This window comes from Streptosporangium sandarakinum, from assembly GCF_050942225.1.
Lineage (GTDB): Bacteria > Actinomycetota > Actinomycetes > Streptosporangiales > Streptosporangiaceae > Streptosporangium > Streptosporangium nondiastaticum.
Genome location: NZ_CP192034.1, coordinates 6,273,824 through 6,294,616, shown reverse-complemented (window position 1 = coordinate 6,294,616; position 20,793 = coordinate 6,273,824). Strand labels below are relative to the sequence as shown.

Below are 20,793 nucleotides of genomic sequence, written 5' to 3'. Positions count from 1 at the left end.
GGTGCGACTCGCCGCCAGGGGGCTCACTGAGGGCCCAGAAGACGGTAACGTCGAAACCTGAGCGGGATGACTTTTCGCACCGGGTATCGGGCCGGTCGGAAGAAACGGACCGCGGAAGCCAGGGCGGTCCCACGCAAAGGAGTATCTGGGGTGGCACGCATCGGCGACGGGGGAGACCTGCTGAAGTGCTCTTTCTGCGGGAAGAGTCAGAAGCAAGTCAAGAAGCTCATCGCCGGACCCGGCGTATACATCTGCGATGAGTGCATCGATCTCTGCAACGAGATCATCGAAGAGGAGCTCAGCGAGTCCTCCGAGCTCAAGTGGGACAGCCTGCCCAAGCCGCGGGAGATCTACGAGTTCCTCGACGCCTACGTCATCGGCCAGGACCAGGCGAAGAAGGCCCTGTCGGTGGCGGTCTACAACCACTACAAGCGGGTGCAGTCCGGCGACCGCGGCCGCGATGACGGCCTGGAGCTGGCCAAGTCCAACATCCTGCTCCTGGGCCCGACCGGCTCGGGCAAGACACTGCTCGCCCAGACGCTGGCGAAGATGCTGAACGTGCCCTTCGCCATCGCCGACGCCACCGCGCTGACCGAGGCGGGCTACGTCGGCGAGGACGTCGAGAACATCCTCCTCAAGCTGATCCAGGCCGCCGACTACGACGTCAAGAAGGCCGAGACCGGCATCATCTACATCGACGAGGTCGACAAGATCGCCCGCAAGAGCGAGAACCCGTCGATCACCAGGGACGTCTCCGGGGAAGGCGTCCAGCAGGCCCTCCTGAAGATCCTGGAAGGCACCACGGCGAGCGTGCCGCCCCAGGGCGGGCGCAAGCACCCGCACCAGGAGTTCATCCAGATCGACACCACCAACGTGCTGTTCATCTGCGGCGGCGCCTTCGCCGGCCTGGAGAAGATCATCGAGTCCCGGATCGGCCGCAAGGGCATCGGGTTCAACGCGATCATCCACTCCAAGGACGACGTCGACGCCTCCGACATCTTCAAGGACGTCATGCCGGAGGACCTGCTGAAGTTCGGCATGATCCCCGAGTTCGTCGGCCGCCTCCCGGTCATCACCAGCGTCCACAACCTCGACCGCGACGCCCTGATCCAGATCCTCACCGAGCCGCGCAACGCCCTGGTGAAGCAGTACCGCCGGCTGTTCGAGCTGGACAACGTCGAGCTGGAGTTCAGCGACGACGCCCTGGAGGCCATCGCGGACCAGGCGATCCTGCGCGGCACCGGCGCCCGCGGCCTGCGGGCCATCCTGGAGGAGGTCCTCCTGTCGGTGATGTACGAGGTTCCCTCCCGCCAGGACGTGGCGAGGGTGGTCATCACCCGCGAGTCGGTTCTGGAGCACGTCAACCCGACCCTCGTGCCCCGCGACCAGCTCAACAAGCAGCAGCGCACGCCGCGCGAGAAGTCCGCGTAACCCGCGGCCGCCGCACCGGCCGCCCGTACGGCCCGGCGACCGGCGATCCCGCACCACGACGCCCCCGAGGGAGGAATCCCGCGGGGGCGTCATCCGTTCCGACACCGGCCCGCTCCGGGCGATCCGGCCGGGTGAGAGACGGTCCCGGAAAAGCCTGGAGCATCGACCACCCGGACGTCCCTAGAATTGGACACCGTGACGATGCCAGATCTGCCCACCCAGTACACCCCCGCCGACGTGGAGACCCGGAGCTACGAGCGCTGGGTATCGGAGGGATACTTCACCGCGGACGCGAGTAGCGGGCGCGAGCCGTACAGCATCGTCCTGCCGCCGCCCAACGTGACCGGGGTCCTGCACATCGGCCACGCCCTCGACCACTCGATCCAGGACGCGCTGACCCGCCGCGCCCGCATGCGCGGCCAGGAGACGCTCTGGCTGCCGGGCATGGACCACGCGGGTATCGCCACCCAGAACGTCGTCGAGCGGGAGCTCGCCAAGGAGAGCCTGTCCCGCCACGACCTCGGCCGCGAGGCCTTCGTCGAGCGCGTCTGGCAGTGGAAGGAGGAGTCCGGCGGCCGGATCCTCGGCCAGATGCGCAAGCTCGGTGACGGCGTGGACTGGACGCGCGAGCGCTTCACCATGGACCCCGGTCTCTCCCGCGCGGTTCAGACGATCTTCAAGAGGCTGTTCGACGACGGGCTCATCTACCGCGCCGAGCGCATCATCAACTGGTGCCCGCGCTGCCTGACCGCGCTGTCGGACATCGAGGTGGAGCACAGCGAGGACGAGGGCGAGCTCATCTCGATCCGGTACGGCGACGGCGAGGACTCCATCGTCGTGGCCACGACCCGGGCCGAGACCATGCTCGGCGACACCGCGGTGGCCGTCCACCCGTCCGACGAGCGCTACGCCCACCTGGTCGGGCGCGAGGTCGAGCTCCCGCTGACCGGGCGTCGCATCCCGGTGGTGGCCGACGAGCACGTCGATCCCGCCTTCGGCACCGGCGCCGTCAAGGTCACTCCGGCGCACGACCCCAACGACTTCGAGATCGGCCGCCGCCACTCGCTGCCCTCCCTGGCGGTGATGGACGAGCGCGGAGTGATCACCACGCACGGCCCCTTCCAGGGGCTCGACCGCTTCGAGGCCCGTCCCGCCGTGGTGGCCGCGCTGCGTGAGCAGGGCCGGATCGTCGAGGAGAAGCGTCCCTACCTCCACTCGGTCGGTCACTGCTCGCGCTGCAAGACCGTGGTGGAGCCGCGGCTGTCCCTGCAGTGGTTCGTCAACGTCTCGCCCCTGGCCAAGGCCGCCGGTGACGCCGTCCGTGACGGCCAGACGAAGATCCACCCGCCGGAGCTGGCCAAGCGCTACTTCGACTGGGTCGACGACATGCACGACTGGTGCATCTCGCGCCAGCTCTGGTGGGGTCACCGGATCCCGGTCTGGTACGGCCCGGCCGGAGAGGTCGTCTGCGTCGGACCCGACGAGGAGCCGCCCGCCGGATACGTCCAGGACCCCGACGTCCTCGACACGTGGTTCTCCTCGGGTCTGTGGCCGTTCTCGACCCTGGGCTGGCCGGACCGCACGCCGGAGCTGGAGAAGTTCTACCCGACCTCCGTCCTGGTCACCGGCTACGACATCCTGTTCTTCTGGGTGGCCCGGATGATGATGTTCGGCCTCTACGCGATGGACGGTCGCCCGCCGTTCCACACGGTGGCCCTGCACGGCATGGTCCGCGACCAGCACGGCAAGAAGATGTCCAAGTCGTTCGGCAACGTGGTCGACCCGCTCGACTGGGTCGAGCGCTTCGGCGCCGACGCCACCCGGTTCACGCTGCTGCGCGGCGCCAACCCCGGCTCCGACGTGGCGATCAGCGAGGAGTGGGCCGGCGGCTCCCGCAACTTCTGCAACAAGATCTGGAACGCCACCCGCTTCGCCCTGATGAACGGCGCCGCGGTCGGCGAGCTTCCGGTCGACGAGCTGACGGCCGCCGACCGGTGGATCCTCTCCCGGCTCCAGGAGGTCGTGGCGGAGGTCGACGCGGCCTTCGAGGACTTCGAGTTCGCCAAGATCTCCGACATCCTCTACCACTTCGCGTGGGACGAGGTCTGCGACTGGTACGTCGAGCTGGCCAAGATCCAGCTCGCCGCGGGCGAGGAGCACACCCGGCTGGTGCTCGGCCACGTCCTCGACGCGCTGCTCCGGCTGCTCCACCCGCTGGTGCCGTTCGTGACCGAGGAGCTGTGGCGGGCTCTCACCGGCGGAGACTCCATCGTGGTCGCGCCGTGGCCGACGGTCCAGGAGTCGCTGCGCGACTCCTCCGCCGAGGAGGAGATCCTCGCCGTCCAGGGTCTGGTGACCGAGGTCCGCAGGTTCCGCTCCGACCAAGGGCTGAAGCCCGGCCAGCGCGTCGCCGCACGCCTGTCACTCACCGGTACGGCTCTCGCCCCGCACGAAAGGGCCATCCGCGCGCTGCTCCGGCTCGATGAGCCGTCGGAGTCGTTCTCGGCCACCGCCCGTCTCGACGTGGGCGGCATCGTGGTGGAGATCGACACCGCGGGGACGATCGACGTGGTCGCCGAGCGCAAGCGGCTGGAGAAGGACCTGGCCGTTGCCCGGAAGGAGGCCGCGCAGGTGGCCGCCAAGCTGGGCAACGAGCAGTTCATGTCCAAGGCCCCCGACGAGGTGGTCGCCAAGGTGCGCGCCCGCGCGGCCCAGGCCGACCAGGACATCACCCGGCTCACCGCGCAGCTGGCCGCTCTCCCGGCCGGCTGAGCCCGCGTGCCCGAGAGCCCGGAGTCCGGTCGGACTCCGGGCTCTCGGGGTTTAGGGAGCGTGACGGAGGGAATACCTGACTGTTCCATGAAGTTGGTCATCAAGGCCCGGAAGGGCTGCTAGAGTTTCTTCCCGCGGGGCGCGTCCCCGCGACTCTCTCTGAATCTGCTCCGCTGGGACGTTCGTGTCTAGGCGGCATCCGGTTGGACAACGACGGGATGTTGGAGTAAGTTAGAGGGGTTGCCCTGGAGACGGGGCGGTCGAGATCCGCTGTGGATCCGGCGGGTGCGGGTCGGCTGACGCGAAAGCGACAGTTTGACACAAACCAGGCGGAACTGCTAAGATTGAGACGCGAAACGAATGCCCCGGAGGGCGGATCGACGATCCGGACCGACGGTGAACGCGTCCGTTTCTTGAGAACTCAACAGTGTGTTAAAAGCCAGTGCATGATGCACAACCCCGTCCCACCCGCCTCGGTGGGAGGACGGATTCCTTTGGTTGATGCACCTCGTCTCCTTTGCCGGGACGGGGATGCTTTCAGCCGGGAGAAACTCTGTAGACATTGTTTGGAGAGTTTGATCCTGGCTCAGGACGAACGCTGGCGGCGTGCTTAACACATGCAAGTCGAGCGGAAAGGCCCTTCGGGGTACTCGAGCGGCGAACGGGTGAGTAACACGTGAGTAACCTGCCCCTGACTCTGGGATAAGCCCGGGAAACTGGGTCTAATACCGGATACGACACGCTTCCGCATGGGATGCGTGTGGAAAGTTTTTTCGGTTGGGGATGGACTCGCGGCCTATCAGCTTGTTGGTGGGGTAACGGCCTACCAAGGCGACGACGGGTAGCCGGCCTGAGAGGGCGACCGGCCACACTGGGACTGAGACACGGCCCAGACTCCTACGGGAGGCAGCAGTGGGGAATATTGCGCAATGGGCGGAAGCCTGACGCAGCGACGCCGCGTGGGGGATGACGGCCTTCGGGTTGTAAACCTCTTTCAGCAGGGACGAAGTTGACGTGTACCTGCAGAAGAAGCGCCGGCTAACTACGTGCCAGCAGCCGCGGTAATACGTAGGGCGCAAGCGTTGTCCGGAATTATTGGGCGTAAAGAGCTCGTAGGTGGCTTGTCGCGTCGGATGTGAAAGCTTGGGGCTTAACTCCAGGTCTGCATTCGATACGGGCTGGCTAGAGGTAGGCAGGGGAGAACGGAATTCCTGGTGTAGCGGTGAAATGCGCAGATATCAGGAGGAACACCGGTGGCGAAGGCGGTTCTCTGGGCCTTACCTGACGCTGAGGAGCGAAAGCGTGGGGAGCGAACAGGATTAGATACCCTGGTAGTCCACGCCGTAAACGTTGGGCGCTAGGTGTGGGGGCCTTCCACGGTTTCCGCGCCGTAGCTAACGCATTAAGCGCCCCGCCTGGGGAGTACGGCCGCAAGGCTAAAACTCAAAGGAATTGACGGGGGCCCGCACAAGCGGCGGAGCATGTTGCTTAATTCGACGCAACGCGAAGAACCTTACCAAGGCTTGACATCGCCCGGAAAGCTCTGGAGACAGAGCCCTCTTCGGACTGGGTGACAGGTGGTGCATGGCTGTCGTCAGCTCGTGTCGTGAGATGTTGGGTTAAGTCCCGCAACGAGCGCAACCCTTGCTCCATGTTGCCAGCACGCCCTTCGGGGTGGTGGGGACTCATGGGGGACTGCCGGGGTCAACTCGGAGGAAGGTGGGGATGACGTCAAGTCATCATGCCCCTTATGTCTTGGGCTGCAAACATGCTACAATGGCCGGTACAGAGGGTTGCGATACCGCAAGGTGGAGCGAATCCCTAAAAGCCGGTCTCAGTTCGGATTGGGGTCTGCAACTCGACCCCATGAAGTCGGAGTCGCTAGTAATCGCAGATCAGCAACGCTGCGGTGAATACGTTCCCGGGCCTTGTACACACCGCCCGTCACGTCACGAAAGTCGGCAACACCCGAAGCCCGTGGCCCAACCCTTTGGGGGGGAGCGGTCGAAGGTGGGGCTGGCGATTGGGACGAAGTCGTAACAAGGTAGCCGTACCGGAAGGTGCGGCTGGATCACCTCCTTTCTAAGGAGCACCGGCTGATCCGGTTCACCCGCTGGGTGGCCTGGTCGGTCCATGCCGTGGCCGCGAGCGAACGTCTCGCGCACGGTGCGCTCATTAGTGGAGCACTGGCTATTCGGTTCAGCGGAGTCGCTGGCCGGCTAGTACCGCCTCCGGGGTTCGCCCTGGGGGAGTGGGAACGGCGGTTGCGAGGGGTTTCGCTGGTCCGGACACACTGTTGGGTCCTGAGGAAACGGACCAGGCGGGCCCGCTGTTCGGGCGGGCTCGCTGGTTTGGTTTTCCCTCTGCGGGACCGTCCGCCTGTCATACCGGCTTGAGCTTGGTAGAGGTTGTCTCTGCTGGGTTCGGGTGTCTGGTGGTGGGGTCGTGATGGTCGCTGCGTGTTGTTTGAGATTTGCATAGTGGACGCGAGCATCTTTGTGGCCAAGTTTTTTAGGGCACACGGTGGATGCCTTGGCATCAGGAGCCGATGAAGGACGTGGGAGGCTGCGTTAAGCCCCGGGGAGTCGCCAACCAGACGTTGATCCGGGGATGTCCGAATGGGGAAACCTAGCACCAGTCATGTGGTGTTGCCTCCGCCTGAATGTATAGGGCGGTTGGTGGTAACGCGGGGAAGTGAAACATCTCAGTACCCGTAGGAAGAGAAAACAAATAGTGATTCCGTGAGTAGTGGTGAGCGAAAGCGGAAGAGGCTAAACCGGGCGCGTGTTAAAGCCGGCGGGCGTTGCGTGTTCGGGGTTGTGGGACCTTCTTGTGGTTTCTGCCGGAGCCACGAGCAGTGAGAAATCGATGGGGTAGCCGAAGCTTCTGGGAAGGGGCGCCGGAGACCGTGAGAGCCGGGTAGGCGAAATCCTGTCGACTGCTGGAGGGGATCCCAAGTAGCACGGGGCCCGAGAAATCCTGTGTGAATCTGCCAGGACCACCTGGTAAGCCTAAATACTCCCTGATGACCGATAGTGCACTAGTACCGTGAGGGAAAGGTGAAAAGTGCCCCGGTGAGGGGTCGTGAAATAGTACCTGAAACCGTGTGCCTACAAGCCGTAGGAGCGTAGACACTCTTCGGGGTGTCTGTGATGTGACTGCGTGCCTTTTGAAGAATGAGCCTGCGAGTTGCGGTGTGTGGCGAGGTTAACCCGTGTGGGGTAGCCGTAGCGAAAGCGAGTCTGAATAGGGCGTTTGAGTCGCATGCTGCAGACCCGAAGCGGAGTGATCTAGGCATGGGCAGGTTGAAGCGCGGGTAAGACCGCGTGGAGGACCGAACCCACCAGGGTTGAAAACCTGGGGGATGACCTGTGTTTAGGGGTGAAAGGCCAATCAAACTCCGTGATAGCTGGTTCTCCCCGAAATGCATTTAGGTGCAGCGTCGCGTGTTTCTTGCCGGAGGTAGAGCACTGGATGGCCGATGGGCCCGACAAGGTTACTGACGTCAGCCAAACTCCGAATGCCGGTAAGTGAGAGCGTGGCAGTGAGACTGCGGGGGATAAGCTCCGTAGTCGAGAGGGAAACAGCCCAGACCACCGACTAAGGCCCCTAAGCGTGTGCTAAGTGGGAAAGGATGTGGAGTCGCAGTGACAACCAGGAGGTTGGCTTAGAAGCAGCCACCCTTGAAAGAGTGCGTAATAGCTCACTGGTCAAGTGATTCTGCGCCGACAATGTAGCGGGGCTCAAGTACACCGCCGAAGTCGTGGCATTCACACATCAACCCTGGCTTTTGTCGAGGGGTGTGGATGGGTAGGGGAGCGTCGTGCGGCCGGCGAAGCAGCGGAGTGATCCAGTTGTGGAGGCCGTGCGAGTGAGAATGCAGGCATGAGTAGCGAATCAGAAGTGAGAAACTTCTGCGCCGGATGACCAAGGGTTCCTGGGCCAGGCTAATCCGCCCAGGGTAAGTCGGGACCTAAGGCGAGGCCGACAGGCGTAGTCGATGGACAACGGGTTGATATTCCCGTACCCGCTGTGATGCGCCCATATTGAACCCAGTGATACTAAGGGTCCTTAACCCGGTCTGCTCTTCGGAGCGGGCGTCAGGGTGAACGCCTGACCTGATCTGGTAGTAGGTAAGCGATGGGGTGACGCAGGAAGGTAGCCCATCCCAGGCGATGGTTGTTCCTGGGGTAAGCGTGTAGGACGAGGGGTAGGCAAATCCGCCTCTCATGGGTCTGAGACGTGATGCCGAGCCGATTGTGGCGAAGTGGGTGATCCTATGCTGCCGAGAAAAGCCTCTAGTGAGTGTCATGGCGGCCCGTACCCGAAACCGACTCAGGTGGTCAGGTAGAGAATACCAAGGCGATCGGGTGAACTGCGGTTAAGGAACTCGGCAAATTGCCCCCGTAACTTCGGGAGAAGGGGGGCCTTCGCTGGTGATGAGTCTTGCACTCGGAGCTGGTGGGGGCCGCAGAGGCCAGGGGGAAGCGACTGTTTACTAAAAACACAGGTCCGTGCGAAGTCGTAAGACGATGTATACGGACTGACGCCTGCCCGGTGCTGGAACGTTAAGGGGACCGCTTAGCATGCCTTCGGGTGTGCGAAGGTGAGAACTTAAGCGCCAGTAAACGGCGGTGGTAACTATAACCATCCTAAGGTAGCGAAATTCCTTGTCGGGTAAGTTCCGACCTGCACGAATGGCGTAACGACTTCCCCGCTGTCTCAACCGCAGACCCGGCGAAATTGCACTACGAGTAAAGATGCTCGTTACGCGCAGCAGGACGGAAAGACCCCGGGACCTTCACTACAGCTTGACATTGGCGTTTGGAACGGTTTGTGTAGGATAGGTGGGAGACGGTGAAGCTGGGACGCTAGTTCCGGTGGAGTCATTGGTGAAATACCACTCTGGTCGTTTTGGACGTCTAACTTGGGTCCGTGATCCGGATCAGGGACAGTGTCTGGTGGGTAGTTTAACTGGGGCGGTTGCCTCCTAAAGGGTAACGGAGGCGCCCAAAGGTTCCCTCAGCCTGGTTGGCAATCAGGTGTCGAGTGTAAGTGCACAAGGGAGCTTGACTGTGAGACCGGCGGGTCGAGCAGGAGCGAAAGCTGGGACTAGTGATCCGGCGGTGGCATGTGGAAGCGCCGTCGCTCAACGGCTAAAAGGTACCCCGGGGATAACAGGCTGATCTTCCCCAAGAGTCCATATCGACGGGATGGTTTGGCACCTCGATGTCGGCTCGTCGCATCCTGGGGCTGGAGTAGGTCCCAAGGGTTGGGCTGTTCGCCCATTAAAGCGGTACGCGAGCTGGGTTTAGAACGTCGCGAGACAGTTCGGTCCCTATCCGCTGCGCGCGCAGGAGACTTGAAAGGGGCTGTCCCTAGTACGAGAGGACCGGGACGGACGAACCTCTGGTGTGCCAGTTGTTCCGCCAGGAGCACGGCTGGTTGGCTACGTTCGGGAGGGATAACCGCTGAAAGCATCTAAGCGGGAAGCTTGCCTTGAGATGAGGTCTCCCACCCCGTGAGGGGGTAAGGCTCCCAATAGACGATTGGGTTGATAGGCCGGAGGTGGAAGCGCAGTAATGTGTGGAGCTGACCGGTACTAATAGGCCGAGGACTTGACCATAAAGCGTTCGTGTGGTTTTCTGCAGCGCTCTGTACTCTTCGCCGGGTCCGGAGCAGCGCGTGATCACTGGTTTTGCTCGCGTCCACTGTGTGATTCTGAGGCAGCAGGCATCGTCTGCACCCCCGGGACTGGTTTTCGGGTTGGGTGCGTGTGTTTGTGTGTTTCATAGTGTTACGGCGGTTATGGCGAAGGGGAAACACCCGGTTACATTCCGAACCCGGAAGTTAAGCTCTTCAGCGCCGATGGTACTGCACCGGGGACGGTGTGGGAGAGTAGGTCGCCGCCGGACAATCTTTCGAAGCGGGGCTCTGGACGTTCGTCGTCCGGGGCCCCGCTTTTTTGCGTGCCCGCTTTCCGTGTCCGCGTTCTGCGGGGCTGAGGCTTTGCAGGGCCGATGTTCTGCGGGGCCGGCTTATGGTTCGGCAGGGGCTCCTGAAGCGCCTGCCGGTACTCGTGCCGTTCCCAGGAGTTCCGGGGGCGTCGGGAGCCCGACCGTGCGGTCAGTAGGCTTGAGGCGTGGACTATCAGGCAGTCGAACGAGCAATCATGGAACGCGGCGTCGAGTGGAACTTCGAGCCCACGCTCGACAGGATCTCCGCGCTCATGGATGTGCTCGGCTCCCCGCAGCGCTCCTACCAGGTGATACACGTGGCCGGCACCAACGGCAAGTCGACCACGACCCGGATGATCGAGACGATTCTGCGTGAGCGCAACCTTCGGGTCGGCCGGTTCACCAGCCCCCATCTCATCTCCATGCGGGAGCGCATCTCCGTGGACGGCGCCCCGCTCAGCGAGGAGCGATTCGCCGAGGTCTACGAGGACGTCCTTCCCTACCTCGAGATGATCGACGCCAAGGGGCCCAGGCTCTCGTTCTTCGAGACCCTCACCGCGATGGCCTTTGTGGCGTTCGCCGACGCCCCCGTCGACGTCGCGGTCATCGAGACCGGCATGGGCGGCAGTTTCGACGCGACCAACGTCGCCGACGGAGCGGTGGCGGTCATCACGCCCATCTCGCTGGACCATATGGACTATCTCGGCCCTGATGTCGAGACCATCGCGGGCGAGAAGGCCGGCATCATCAAGCCCGGGGCGATGGCCGTACTCGCCCAGCAGCAGCTTCCCGCGGCGGAGGTGCTGATGCGCAGGGCCGCGGAGGTGGGCGCCACCGTGGCCAGGGAAGGGCTGGAGTTCGGTGTGCTCGGCCGGGAGCTGGCGGTGGGCGGCCAGCTTCTCCACCTCAAGAGCCTCAAGGGGACATACGACGAGGTCCTGCTCCCCCTCTACGGCGCACACCAGGCGAGCAACGCCGCCTGCGCGCTGGCCGCCGTGGAGGCGCTGACGGCCGGGAGCGACCCCCTCGACCCCGAGCTGGTCCGGCAGGCGTTCCTGCAGGTGACCTCGCCGGGGAGGCTGGAGGTCGTGCGGCGGGGACCCACGGTGCTCGTGGACGCCGCGCACAACCCCGGCGGCATCCAGGCGACCCTGGACGGCGTCCAGGAGTCCTTCGGCTTCGACAAGCTCGTCGGAGTGGTGGCGATGTTCGCCGACAAGGACGTCGAGGGGATCCTGGAGCTGCTCGAACCCATGATGGACGAGATCGTGGTGACCCGTAATTCCTCGCCCAGGTCGATGGACGTCGACGAGCTCGCCACGCTGGCCGAAGAGATCTTCGATCCCGACCGGGTCCACCGGGCCGACCGCCTGGACGAGGCGATCGACAGGGCGATCGCGATCGCCGACGAGGCGGGGGAGTTCGGTGGCGCGGGAGTGCTGATCACCGGTTCCGTGGTCACCGCCGGGGACGCGCGGCTGCTGTTCAAGGCGGGCGAGGCCGGATGAGCGAGGCGTCGGCGGAAGGGCGAAAAATGATCACGGTCACTCCGGGCATGCGGCGGCTCTGCGCCAGTGTGCTGGGTATGGAGGCGATCGTCGTCGGGTTGTTCGCCCCGGTCGCCATCAATGTCCAGAAGATCGAGCCGGCCGTGGCGCTGACCGTGGGGCTGGGCCTGGCGGTGCTGTGCGTGCTGGTCGCCGGCATGCTGAAGCGGCCCTTCGCCTACATCGCCGGAAGCGTGATCCAGGTGCTGGCCATCGTTTCGGGGTTCATGGTTTCGACCATGTTCTTCCTCGGTGGGATTTTCGCCGCCCTGTGGATCACGGCGATATTCGTCGCTCGCCGTGTCGAGGGCGTGACTTCCCGCTAAAGTCGGCCTACATGGCCGTCCCTCCCACTCAGCCGACTCGGGCGGTGGCCGCCGAGCCCACAGGCCTGGCGCGCGCACTCCGTGCCCCTTCGGCGCTCGACGTCGTCCTCGGGACGCTCGTCGCGGTGACGCTTCCGCTGGCGATCGTCGCCCTGCCCAACACCATCTCGGTGGTGTCGGCTCTGCTGCCGCGTGACATCTCACCGATCGGGATGATGCGGGCGCACGGGCTGGCGCTGCCCGCGACGGTGCTGACCGTGCCGCTGGCCGCGCTCGCCGTGCGCCGCCGGAGGGTGGCGCCGATACTGGTCGCCGGGTTGGCCCTCCTAGCCGTGGCCGACGCGGCCGGAGGGTACGCCGACTCCACGTCGCTGGTGGGAGTGCTGCGGGTGCTGCACGGGGTCGGCGCGGGGCTGGTGGTGCCGGCGACCCTGGCCGCGGTCTGGGAGCGTTCTCCGTTCCTGCGGGCGCTGTGGTGCGCCGTTCTCGCGGTGAGCCTCCTGGCGGCGCAGGCGCTGGCGCTGTGGCCGCTGGACGAGGCCAGGTCCTGGAGGGTCGCGCTTCAGCCGTACCCCATGCTGACAGGGGTCGCGCTCGTGCTGGCCGCCGCCTACTTCGTGCTCCGGTTGAGAGATGACGGCGCCCGGAGACCCGACGGTGCCCGAGGGCCCGACGACGCGTGGAAGCCCGGCGGTGACCAGGAGGCCGGCGGCGGCCGGGGGTATGACGGTGGCCGGGAGACCGGTGGAGAGCCCGGCGATCCGGCGCGGCCGGCCGCCGGGGCTCCGGGGCGCGGGCGGCCGCTGCTGGCCGTCGTGCCCGCCGCGGGCATCGCGGCCCTGGCGCTGGGCAGCACCTACGACTGGTCGCCGGGTCTGCTGCTGACCGCGGCCACGCTGTCCATCGTCGCCCTTTTCGGGCTGGCCTCGGCCTCCGTCTCCGGGGGCGCCGACGGCCGGGTGTCCGCCTACACGGTGCTCGTGATGGGCGTCGTCGTCCTGCCCACGGCCGCGCAGGTGACCAACGTCGAGCTCAGCGGCCTGGGTGGTCCGGGCCTGTCCGGGCTGTGGCCGGCCTTCGCGATCGCGGGGGTGGCGGCCGTCGTGGCCGCCGTGGCGGTGGGCCGTCTGAGCGACGCCGTCCTGCCCACGGCCGCGGCGAGCGGCATGGCGGTCGTGGTGGCGGGGCTGTGCACGGTGGAGGTGCTGCTGCCCTCCTCCGCGAGCCCGGTCCTGGTCCTTCCCCTGGTGTTGCTCGCGGTCGGCGCCGCCGTGGCCCTGACCTCCGCACTGCGCTCGTCCGGCATCGGGGCGGCGCTCTTCGCGCTGTCGTTGTTCTTCCCGGGAGTCCTCTCGGGCTTCCTGCTCGGCAGCGGCGTGCAGTTCCTCGTCCTGCGGGGCGCCGGCACCCCGGAGGCGCTGGTCGACGCCTTCGTCGACGCGCTGCACCGGTGGGCCGTGGTGGGGGGCGGCCTGGTGATCGTGGTCATCGTCCTCGGCGCCCTCCTCGTGCGCCGTTCCCAGCCGTCCGTGAACGATGCGTCCCGGCCGTCCGCTCCGGACCCGTTCCCTGCGGCGTCCGGGGTGTCCGGTGCTCCCCGGCCCGGTACGGCGGGCATCACGGAGGTTCCCGAGGAGGCCCCGGGTGATGTCGTCCGCGACGGGTGGCCGTCCACCACGGGGAGTCGGGGCGCTCCGGCGCGGGGCGGCGAGCCGGGGGTGGATCCCGGGGCGGAGACGGAAGCCGAGATGGGGGCGGAGCCCGGCCGGAAGGAGGGCGGTGAGCCGGGAGGACCCCGGCCCGGTCCGAAACCCCGGTTCGAGCCCGTGCCCGAGCCCGGTCCGAAACCGTGGCCGAGGCCGGAGCGGACCGGCACGATGCCGGTCGTGCCGCCGCCCACGCCCTCGCCGGAGGACACGGACGGCCCGGGCCGCGCCTGACGGCTCCCTGAGGAGGGGCGCTTCCGGCTCACGCCCCCGCTTCCGGCTCCGCCGTTCCCCGGTCGGCCGCCGCCCGGCCGCCGGGCAACGGCGGCCGGCTCCGGGACGGTAAACTTCGCCCGTTCACGCAGTCTGCGAGTCATCCCTGTTCGAAGGAGAACTTCAGTGTCCGAGCGCACCCTTGTCCTGATCAAGCCCGACGGTGTCGCGCGCGGCCTCATCGGTGACGTGATCGCCCGGATCGAGCGCAAGGGCCTGAAGGTCGTCGCGCTGGAGCTGCGCACTCTCGACGCCGAGACCGCCAAGCTGCACTACGCCGAGCACTCCGAGCGGCCGTTCTTCGGCGAGCTGGTGGAGTTCATCACCTCCGGTCCGCTCGTCGCCATGGCGGTCGAGGGCCCGCGCGCCATCGAGGCCTTCCGCGCCCTGGCGGGTCTGACCGACCCGGTCAAGTCCGCTCCCGGCACCATCCGTGGCGACCACGCCCTGGAGATCGGTGAGAACGTGGTCCACGGCTCCGACTCGCCCGAGTCCGCCGCCCGCGAGATCAAGATCTTCTTCCCGGACCGCTTCTAAGGTCGTCGCCGTCGGGCCCCGCCGTCCTTCCCGGAGATCACCCGGGAGGACGGCGGGGCCCGACGTGTTTGCCGCGACTTAAGATTTTCCTGGAGCTGGCAGGCTCATTGCGCTCAGGGGTGGGTACATCACGTTACGATTCGAGTGCGTTCTGTAGTTTTCGCCGACGACCTGACGGAAGGAGGGCCGCCTTCCCCATGAGCAGCAAGCTTGCTTTCCTCGGACGCGACATGGCGGTCGACCTCGGCACCGCGAACACGCTGGTGTACGTCCGGGGCAAGGGCATCGTGCTCAACGAGCCGTCCGTCGTCGCGATGAACATGGTCACGGGAAAGATCGTCGCCATCGGCATCGAGGCTAAGCGCATGATCGGCCGGACTCCGGGCAACATCGTGGCCATCCGGCCGCTGAAGGACGGCGTCATCGCCGACTTCGACGTCACCGAGCGCATGCTCCGCTACTTCATCCAGCGGGTCCACCGGCGCAGCCAGTTCGCCAAGCCGCGCATCATCATCGCGGTGCCGAGCGGGATCACCGGCGTCGAGCAGCGGGCGGTCAAGGAGGCCGGCTACCAGGCGGGGGCGCGGCAGGTCTACATCATCGAGGAGCCGATGGCCGCGGCGATCGGGGCGGGCCTGCCCGTGCACGAGCCGACCGGCAACATGGTGGTCGACGTCGGCGGCGGCACCACCGAGGTCGCCATCATCTCGATGGGCGGCGTGGTGACCAGCCAGTCGATCAGGGTGGGCGGTGACGAGCTGGATCAGGCGATCATCAGCTACGCCAAGAAGGAGTACTCGCTCATGCTCGGCGAGCGCACCGCCGAGGAGATCAAGATGGCGATCGGCTCGGCCTGCGCGCTTCCCGAGGAGGGCCACGCGGAGATCCGCGGCCGTGACCTGGTCAGCGGCCTGCCGAAGACGATCGTCGTGTCGGCCGCCGAGATCCGCCGGGCCACCGACGAGCAGGTGAACGCGATCGTGGACGCGGTCAAGACCACCCTGGACAAGTGCCCGCCGGAGCTGTCCGGCGACCTGATGGACCGGGGGATCGCCCTCACCGGCGGCGGCGCCCTGCTGAAGGGGCTGGACGAGCGGCTCAAGGACGAGACCGGCATGCCGATCCACCTGGTGGACAACGCCCTCGACTCCGTCGCGCTCGGCTCCGGCAAGTGCGTCGAGGACTTCGAGGCGCTGCAGCAGGTCCTCGTTCCGGAGCCGCGGCACTGATGAAGGACACGCGCCACGCACGGATCAGCCTGGGGGTGCTGCTGGCCGCGGCTCTCGTGTTGATGACCGTCGACCACCGGACCGGCGGCGCCTCCCCGCTCACTCCCCTCAAGGGGGTGGGGGCGACGGTGTTCGGCGCCGCGGAGAGCGCGGGGGCCGACATCGTCCGGCCGATCGGCAGGTTCGTCGCGATGATCACGGGTGCGCCGGAGGCGCGGCGCCGTATCGAGGAGCTGCGCGCCGAGAACGGCAGGCTCAGGCGTGACCTGGTGACGCAGAGCCTGGACCGGCAGCGGTCGGCGCAGCTGCGCCGCCTGCTCGGCGTGGCGGGCGTCGCCGGATACCGGATCGTCCCGGCGCAGGTGATCGCCCGGCGGGGCACGCCGGGGTTCGAGGAGGCCGTCGAGCTCGACGTCGGCGCAGCGGACGGGGTGCGGACGGAGATGACGGTGCTGAACGGCGAGGGCCTGGTCGGCAGGGTGGTCCAGGCGGGGCGGTCCACCTCGACCGTCGTGCTGCTCAGCGATCCGGCGTCGGCGGCCGGGGCCCGCCTGGAGGGGAGCAACGAGATCGGGGTGGTGCACGGCGTGGGGTCCGACGGCCGCCTGCTGCGTTTCCGGCTGCTCGACTCCACGGCGCAGATCGTTCCCGGCCGGCGGATCGTCAGCTTCGGCTCCCAGCACGGCGTGCCGTACGTGGCCGGGGTGCCGATCGGGGTGGTGGAGCGGGTGGAGGCGACGCCGGGGGAGCTGACCCGGGTGGCCTACGCCCGGCCGTACGCCGATCTGACCGCGCTCGACGTGGTGGGTGTGGTCGTGCAGGCGCCGCCGCGTGACCCGCGTGACGCGGTCCTGCCGGGTGCGCCGCGGCAGGCGGAGAAGGAGAAGAAGGCGAAGGCCCGGGGCGGGCCGGACCGCGAGGAGGCGCAGGGGACGGAGGAGGCGCCGGGCCGCGAGGGCGGGAAGCCGGAGACGGAGGACGCGCCGGAGGACGAGGCGGCGCCCGGCGGGCGGGATGACGTGCCGCCCGAGGCGGTGGCGCCGGGCACGCGGCGCGGGGGGATCTGACCGATGGGCCGGGACGTGCTCGCCGCCGGGTTCCTCCTGCTGGTCATGGTGGTGCAGGTGGCGGTGGTGAACCGCCTGCCGCTGCCGGGGGACGTCGCCCCCGATCTGGTGCTGCTCACCGTGATCGGTTACGCGCAGGCCCGCGGGGCCGCCGCCGGGACGGTCATGGGGTTCTTCGCCGGGCTGCTCAACGACATGCTGCCGCCCGCCGCGCACGTGATGGGGCAGTACGCCCTGGTGCTGTGCCTGGTCGGGTTCGCGGCCGGGCGGATGGCCGAGATCCACCCCGAGGCAAGGATCATCACGACGCTCACCTGCGCCGTCGCCGGGCCGGTGCTCGCCGCGGCGGCCGGGGCCCTGTTCGGTGACGCCCGGCTCGGGGAGGACGTGCTGACGGTCACGTTGCCTCGGGAGGCCGTCTACGACATGGTGGCGGCCCTGCCGGTGGCGGGGCTGGCGAGGAGGGTCGCCGGGGGTCCCCGGATGCGGGCTTCGCGGCCGGTGCGGTATCCGGCGCGGAGCCGTCTGTGAGCGCGCGGGCCACCGGGCGTGATCGGAGCGGACCGCGGAGGGCGGACCGCCGGGCGTGCGGGGTCCGGCCTGACGTGCGGGGGACGCGCGGGGTCCGGCGCGAAGGCCGGGGGGCGTGCGGGGTCCGGCCTGACGGACGGGGGAGGCCGTGGGCCGGGCGTGACGGGGGGCAGGCATGATCCGGGTACGGGGCCGGCTGGTCGTGATCCAGGCGCTGGTGATGTCGCTGATGGCGCTGCTCGCCGTACGGCTCTGGCAGGTGCAGGTGGTGCGCTACGCGGAGTTCACGCAGGCGGCGACCGAGACGCGGACGCGTGACGTGGTCGTTCCGGCCGTGCGCGGCCAGATCCTCGACGCGGCGGGGCGGCCGCTGGTGCGCAACCGGACCCGGCTCGTGGTCTCGGTGGACCGGACGAGCCTGAACCGGATGGCGGGCAACGGCAGGACCGTCCTGCAGAGGCTGGCGGCGGTCCTGAACCGCAGTCCCGAGCGGCTGCGCGAGCGCATCAGGGCGTGCGGTCCCGGGGTCACCCGGCCGTGCTGGCCGGGCTCGCCGTACCAGCCGATCCCGATCGACGACGAGGTCACCACGCGTGAGGCCCTGCAGATCCTGGAGCGGCAGGAGGAGTTCCCCGGGGTGACCGCCGAGGTGCAGGCGGTGCGGCAGTACCCGCACGGCAGCGCCGCCGCCCAGGCGCTGGGCTACCTGCAGCCGATCACACAGGAGGAGCTGGAGAAGCGCGAGGGGTTCAAGGCGTCGTTCTCCGGTGTCGACCTGGTGGGACGCGACGGGCTGGAGGCGGTCTACGACGCGGAGCTGCGCGGGGTGCCGGGGATCCGGCGGGTGCAGGTCGACCGGCTCGGCAAGGTCATCGGAGTGGAGCGGCAGGTCGCGCCGATCCCCGGTGACACGCTCATCACCAGCATCGACGCCAAGGTTCAGGCGGTGACCGAGAAAGCCTTGGCCGAGGCCATGAAGTCCGCGCCCAGGGCCGACGGCGCGGCGGGCGTGGTGCTCGACGTGCGGACCGGCAGGATCCTCGCGCTGGCCAGCGCGCCGACCTACGACCCGAAGGTCTGGACGGGTGGCATCTCCGAGACGGAGTACCAGCGCCTGCTGTCGGAGAAGTCGGGCAAGCCGCTGGTGTCACGGGCGATCAAGGGACAGTTCGCGCCGGGCTCGACCTTCAAGATCTCCTCGGTGTCGGCGATGCTCCGGGACGGCTACCCGCTGCACGGCCAGTACGACTGCCCGGGTTCCTTCATGGTCGGCAGCCGGGCGTTCAGCAACTTCCACGGCATCGGCATGGGCACGATGAACCTGCACACCGCGCTGGTGAAGTCCTGCGACACGATCTTCTACCGGGCGGCCTACGAGCAGTGGCTGCGCGACGGCGGGCTGCGGCCGAAGGGGAACACCAAGCAGCCGATGGCGGCCATGGCGCGGGCCTTCGGGTTCGGCCGGCCGACGGGCGTGGACCTGCCGGGCGAGTCGGCCGGGCGGATCCCGGACCGCGACTGGAAGAAGCAGATCTGGGAGGCCACCAAGGAGGTCAACTGCCGCCGCGCCAAGACCGGCTACCCGGAGGTCGCCAGGACCGACCAGAGCCGGGCCGCCTTCCTCAAGCAGCTGGCGTACGAGAACTGCCTGGAGGGCTACCTGCTGCGGCCGGGTGACGCGGCGAACTTCTCCATCGGCCAGGGCGACGTCCTGGTGACCCCGTTGCAGCTCGCCGCGGCCTACGCGGCGCTGGTGGGGGACGGCAGGCTGCGCAGCCCCCGGCTCGGCTGGGCGCTGGTGCGGCCCGACGGCACCATGGTCAAGGAGATCAAGGCGCCGGTGGTGGGCCGGCTGCCGATCTCGGCGCGGGAGCGCGACTACATCAGGGCGGCGCTGAGCGACGTGCCCTCCGACGGCACGGCCGCGGGCGCCTTCACCGGCTTCCCGATGAACCGGGTGCGGATCGGCGGCAAGACCGGCACGGCCGAGGTGTACGGCAAGGCCGACACCTCGTGGTTCGCGTCGTTCGCGCCGGCCGGCAATCCGAGGTTCGTGGTGGTCGTCATGGTCTCCCAGGGCGGGATGGGCGCTGAGACCGCCGCCCCGGCCGCGCGGAAGATCTACGAGGGCATCTACGGCATCTCGCCCAAGGGCGGGCCGGTCCCGGCGGCGCTGCCCGCCGGGCGTCCCGCGTCCGAGCCGCCGGTGATCGAGCGGGACGGGACGGTGGCGCGATGACCGCCCGGGTGATCAACCCGCCGCGCAGGTCGCTGGCCCGCAGGGCGATGGCGGCCTCCTCGGTGGTGGGCCGGATGGACGGGGTGCTGCTCGTCGCGGTCGCCGCGCTGTCGGTGATCGGCACGCTGCTGGTGTGGTCGTCGACCCGGACCTGGGCGCCCGGCTCCACGGGGCTGGTCAAGAAGCACGTCCTCAACCTCGCCATCGGCGCGGTGCTGACCGGTCTGGCGACGATGGTGAACCACCGCAGGCTGCGGGCGTACGCGCCGCTGGTGTACGCCGTGACGTTCGTGGGGCTGATCCTGGTGATCACGCCGTTGGGGTCCACGGTGAACGGCGCGCATTCGTGGATCATGCTGGGCGGGGGGTTCGCCTTCCAGCCGTCGGAGCTGGCCAAGCTCGGGCTGGCGCTGATGCTCGCCATGCTGATGGCCCAGCCGGCCAAGGGCGGCGAGCGACCGCGCGGCCTGGACGTCGGGGTGTCGCTGGCGGTGGCCGCTCTGACCATGGGGATGGTGATGCTCCAGCCGGACCTGGGCACCACCATGGTCCTGGGGGTGATCACCGCCGCCGCGATGATCATCGCGGGGGTGCGCAAGCGGTGGGTCCTCGGGCTGGCCCTGCTCGTGGTCGCCGGGGCCGTGGGCGTGTGGTTCCTCGACGTGCTGGAGCCGTACCAGATCGCGCGGTTCACCGCCTTCCTCAACCCGGCCAGCGACCCGCGGGGCGTCGGCTACAACAGCACCCAGTCGCTGATCGCGATCGGCTCGGGAGGGCTGTTCGGCAAGGGGTTGTTCCGCGGCGGACAGACCACCGGCCGGTTCGTGCCCGAGCAGCACACCGACTTCGTCTTCACCGTCGCGGGTGAGGAGTTCGGCTTCCTCGGCTCGGTCACGGTGGTGGCGCTGCTCGCGGTGGTCCTGCTGCGGGGGATGCGGATCGCCCGCCGGTGCGACGACCGGTTCGGCGCGATGACGGCCGGGGTGATCGTGTGCTGGCTGGCCTTCCAGTCCTTCGTCAACGTCGGGATGACGATCGGGATCATGCCGATCACCGGGCTGCCCCTGCCGTTCGTCTCCTACGGCGGCACCGCGACCTTCGCGAACATGATCGCCGTCGGGTTGCTCCAGGCGATCCACATCCGTCAGCGGCCGTTCTGAGACCGGCCGCGATGGAAG

Annotated in this window: 11 protein-coding genes and 3 rRNA genes; all 14 read left to right on the top strand. The window is 67.7% G+C overall.

What is annotated here, in order from left to right; all coding sequences use genetic code 11:
• Positions 1-150 precede the first annotated feature (150 nt).
• A complete protein-coding gene (gene clpX, locus ACQP10_RS28980) occupies positions 151-1,431 on the top strand; it encodes an ATP-dependent Clp protease ATP-binding subunit ClpX (protein WP_179823929.1) in 1,281 nt (426 codons plus the stop codon).
• A gap of 201 nt (positions 1,432-1,632) precedes the next feature.
• Entirely contained in the window at positions 1,633-4,203 is a 2,571-nt protein-coding gene (locus ACQP10_RS28975) for a valine--tRNA ligase (protein WP_433541952.1), read from the top strand.
• 563 nt (positions 4,204-4,766) lie between these two features.
• Positions 4,767-6,285, top strand: a 16S ribosomal RNA gene (locus ACQP10_RS28970).
• Positions 6,286-6,703: 418 nt separating this feature from the next.
• Positions 6,704-9,829, top strand: a 23S ribosomal RNA gene (locus tag ACQP10_RS28965).
• Between the two features lie 172 nt (positions 9,830-10,001).
• Positions 10,002-10,118 (top strand): 5S ribosomal RNA (gene rrf / locus ACQP10_RS28960).
• The 16S, 23S and 5S rRNA genes sit together here, the layout of an rRNA operon.
• A gap of 257 nt (positions 10,119-10,375) precedes the next feature.
• Positions 10,376-11,668, top strand: a complete 1,293-nt coding sequence (locus ACQP10_RS28955; RefSeq protein ID WP_346019739.1) for a bifunctional folylpolyglutamate synthase/dihydrofolate synthase — start codon at positions 10,376-10,378, stop codon at positions 11,666-11,668.
• Entirely contained in the window at positions 11,665-12,033 is a 369-nt protein-coding gene (locus ACQP10_RS28950; RefSeq protein WP_229811031.1) for a DUF4233 domain-containing protein, read from the top strand. The genes ACQP10_RS28955 and ACQP10_RS28950 overlap by 4 nt, the downstream gene beginning before the upstream one ends.
• Positions 12,034-12,044: 11 nt before the next feature.
• A complete protein-coding gene (locus tag ACQP10_RS28945; protein WP_399499523.1) occupies positions 12,045-13,973 on the top strand; it encodes a hypothetical protein in 1,929 nt (642 codons plus the stop codon).
• Between the two features lie 165 nt (positions 13,974-14,138).
• Positions 14,139-14,549, top strand: coding sequence for a nucleoside-diphosphate kinase (gene ndk / locus ACQP10_RS28940; protein WP_346019610.1), 411 nt, complete (start codon positions 14,139-14,141; stop codon positions 14,547-14,549).
• Between the two features lie 197 nt (positions 14,550-14,746).
• Positions 14,747-15,778, top strand: a complete 1,032-nt coding sequence (locus tag ACQP10_RS28935) for a rod shape-determining protein (RefSeq protein WP_189245668.1) — start codon at positions 14,747-14,749, stop codon at positions 15,776-15,778.
• Positions 15,778-16,845, top strand: coding sequence for a rod shape-determining protein MreC (mreC, locus tag ACQP10_RS28930; protein ID WP_346019611.1), 1,068 nt, complete (start codon positions 15,778-15,780; stop codon positions 16,843-16,845). The genes ACQP10_RS28935 and mreC overlap by 1 nt, the downstream gene beginning before the upstream one ends.
• A gap of 3 nt (positions 16,846-16,848) precedes the next feature.
• A complete protein-coding gene (gene mreD / locus ACQP10_RS28925) occupies positions 16,849-17,376 on the top strand; it encodes a rod shape-determining protein MreD (protein WP_346019612.1) in 528 nt (175 codons plus the stop codon).
• A 175-nt stretch (positions 17,377-17,551) separates the two neighbouring features.
• Positions 17,552-19,615 (top strand): penicillin-binding protein 2, encoded by a 2,064-nt coding sequence (gene mrdA, locus ACQP10_RS28920; RefSeq protein WP_346019613.1) that lies wholly within the window; start codon positions 17,552-17,554, stop codon positions 19,613-19,615.
• Complete coding sequence (gene rodA, locus ACQP10_RS28915; protein WP_346019614.1) at positions 19,612-20,775, top strand: rod shape-determining protein RodA; 1,164 nt, start codon at positions 19,612-19,614, stop codon at positions 20,773-20,775. The genes mrdA and rodA overlap by 4 nt, the downstream gene beginning before the upstream one ends.
• The last annotated feature ends 18 nt before the right edge of the window (positions 20,776-20,793 follow it).

What these genes read in the sequence shown, in the direction of transcription:
- ACQP10_RS28975 (WP_433541952.1), top strand. Translation starts at nt 1,633, where the DNA reads ATGCCAGATCTGCCCACCCAGTACACCCCCGCCGACGTGGAGACCCGG.
- ACQP10_RS28955 (WP_346019739.1), top strand. Translation starts at nt 10,376, where the DNA reads ATGGAACGCGGCGTCGAGTGGAACTTCGAGCCCACGCTCGACAGGATC.
- ACQP10_RS28950 (WP_229811031.1), top strand. Translation starts at nt 11,665, where the DNA reads ATGAGCGAGGCGTCGGCGGAAGGGCGAAAAATGATCACGGTCACTCCG.
- ACQP10_RS28945 (WP_399499523.1), top strand. Translation starts at nt 12,045, where the DNA reads ATGGCCGTCCCTCCCACTCAGCCGACTCGGGCGGTGGCCGCCGAGCCC.
- ACQP10_RS28935 (WP_189245668.1), top strand. Translation starts at nt 14,747, where the DNA reads ATGAGCAGCAAGCTTGCTTTCCTCGGACGCGACATGGCGGTCGACCTC.
- mreC (WP_346019611.1), top strand. Translation starts at nt 15,778, where the DNA reads ATGAAGGACACGCGCCACGCACGGATCAGCCTGGGGGTGCTGCTGGCC.
- mreD (WP_346019612.1), top strand. Translation starts at nt 16,849, where the DNA reads ATGGGCCGGGACGTGCTCGCCGCCGGGTTCCTCCTGCTGGTCATGGTG.
- mrdA (WP_346019613.1), top strand. Translation starts at nt 17,552, where the DNA reads ATGATCCGGGTACGGGGCCGGCTGGTCGTGATCCAGGCGCTGGTGATG.
- rodA (WP_346019614.1), top strand. Translation starts at nt 19,612, where the DNA reads ATGACCGCCCGGGTGATCAACCCGCCGCGCAGGTCGCTGGCCCGCAGG.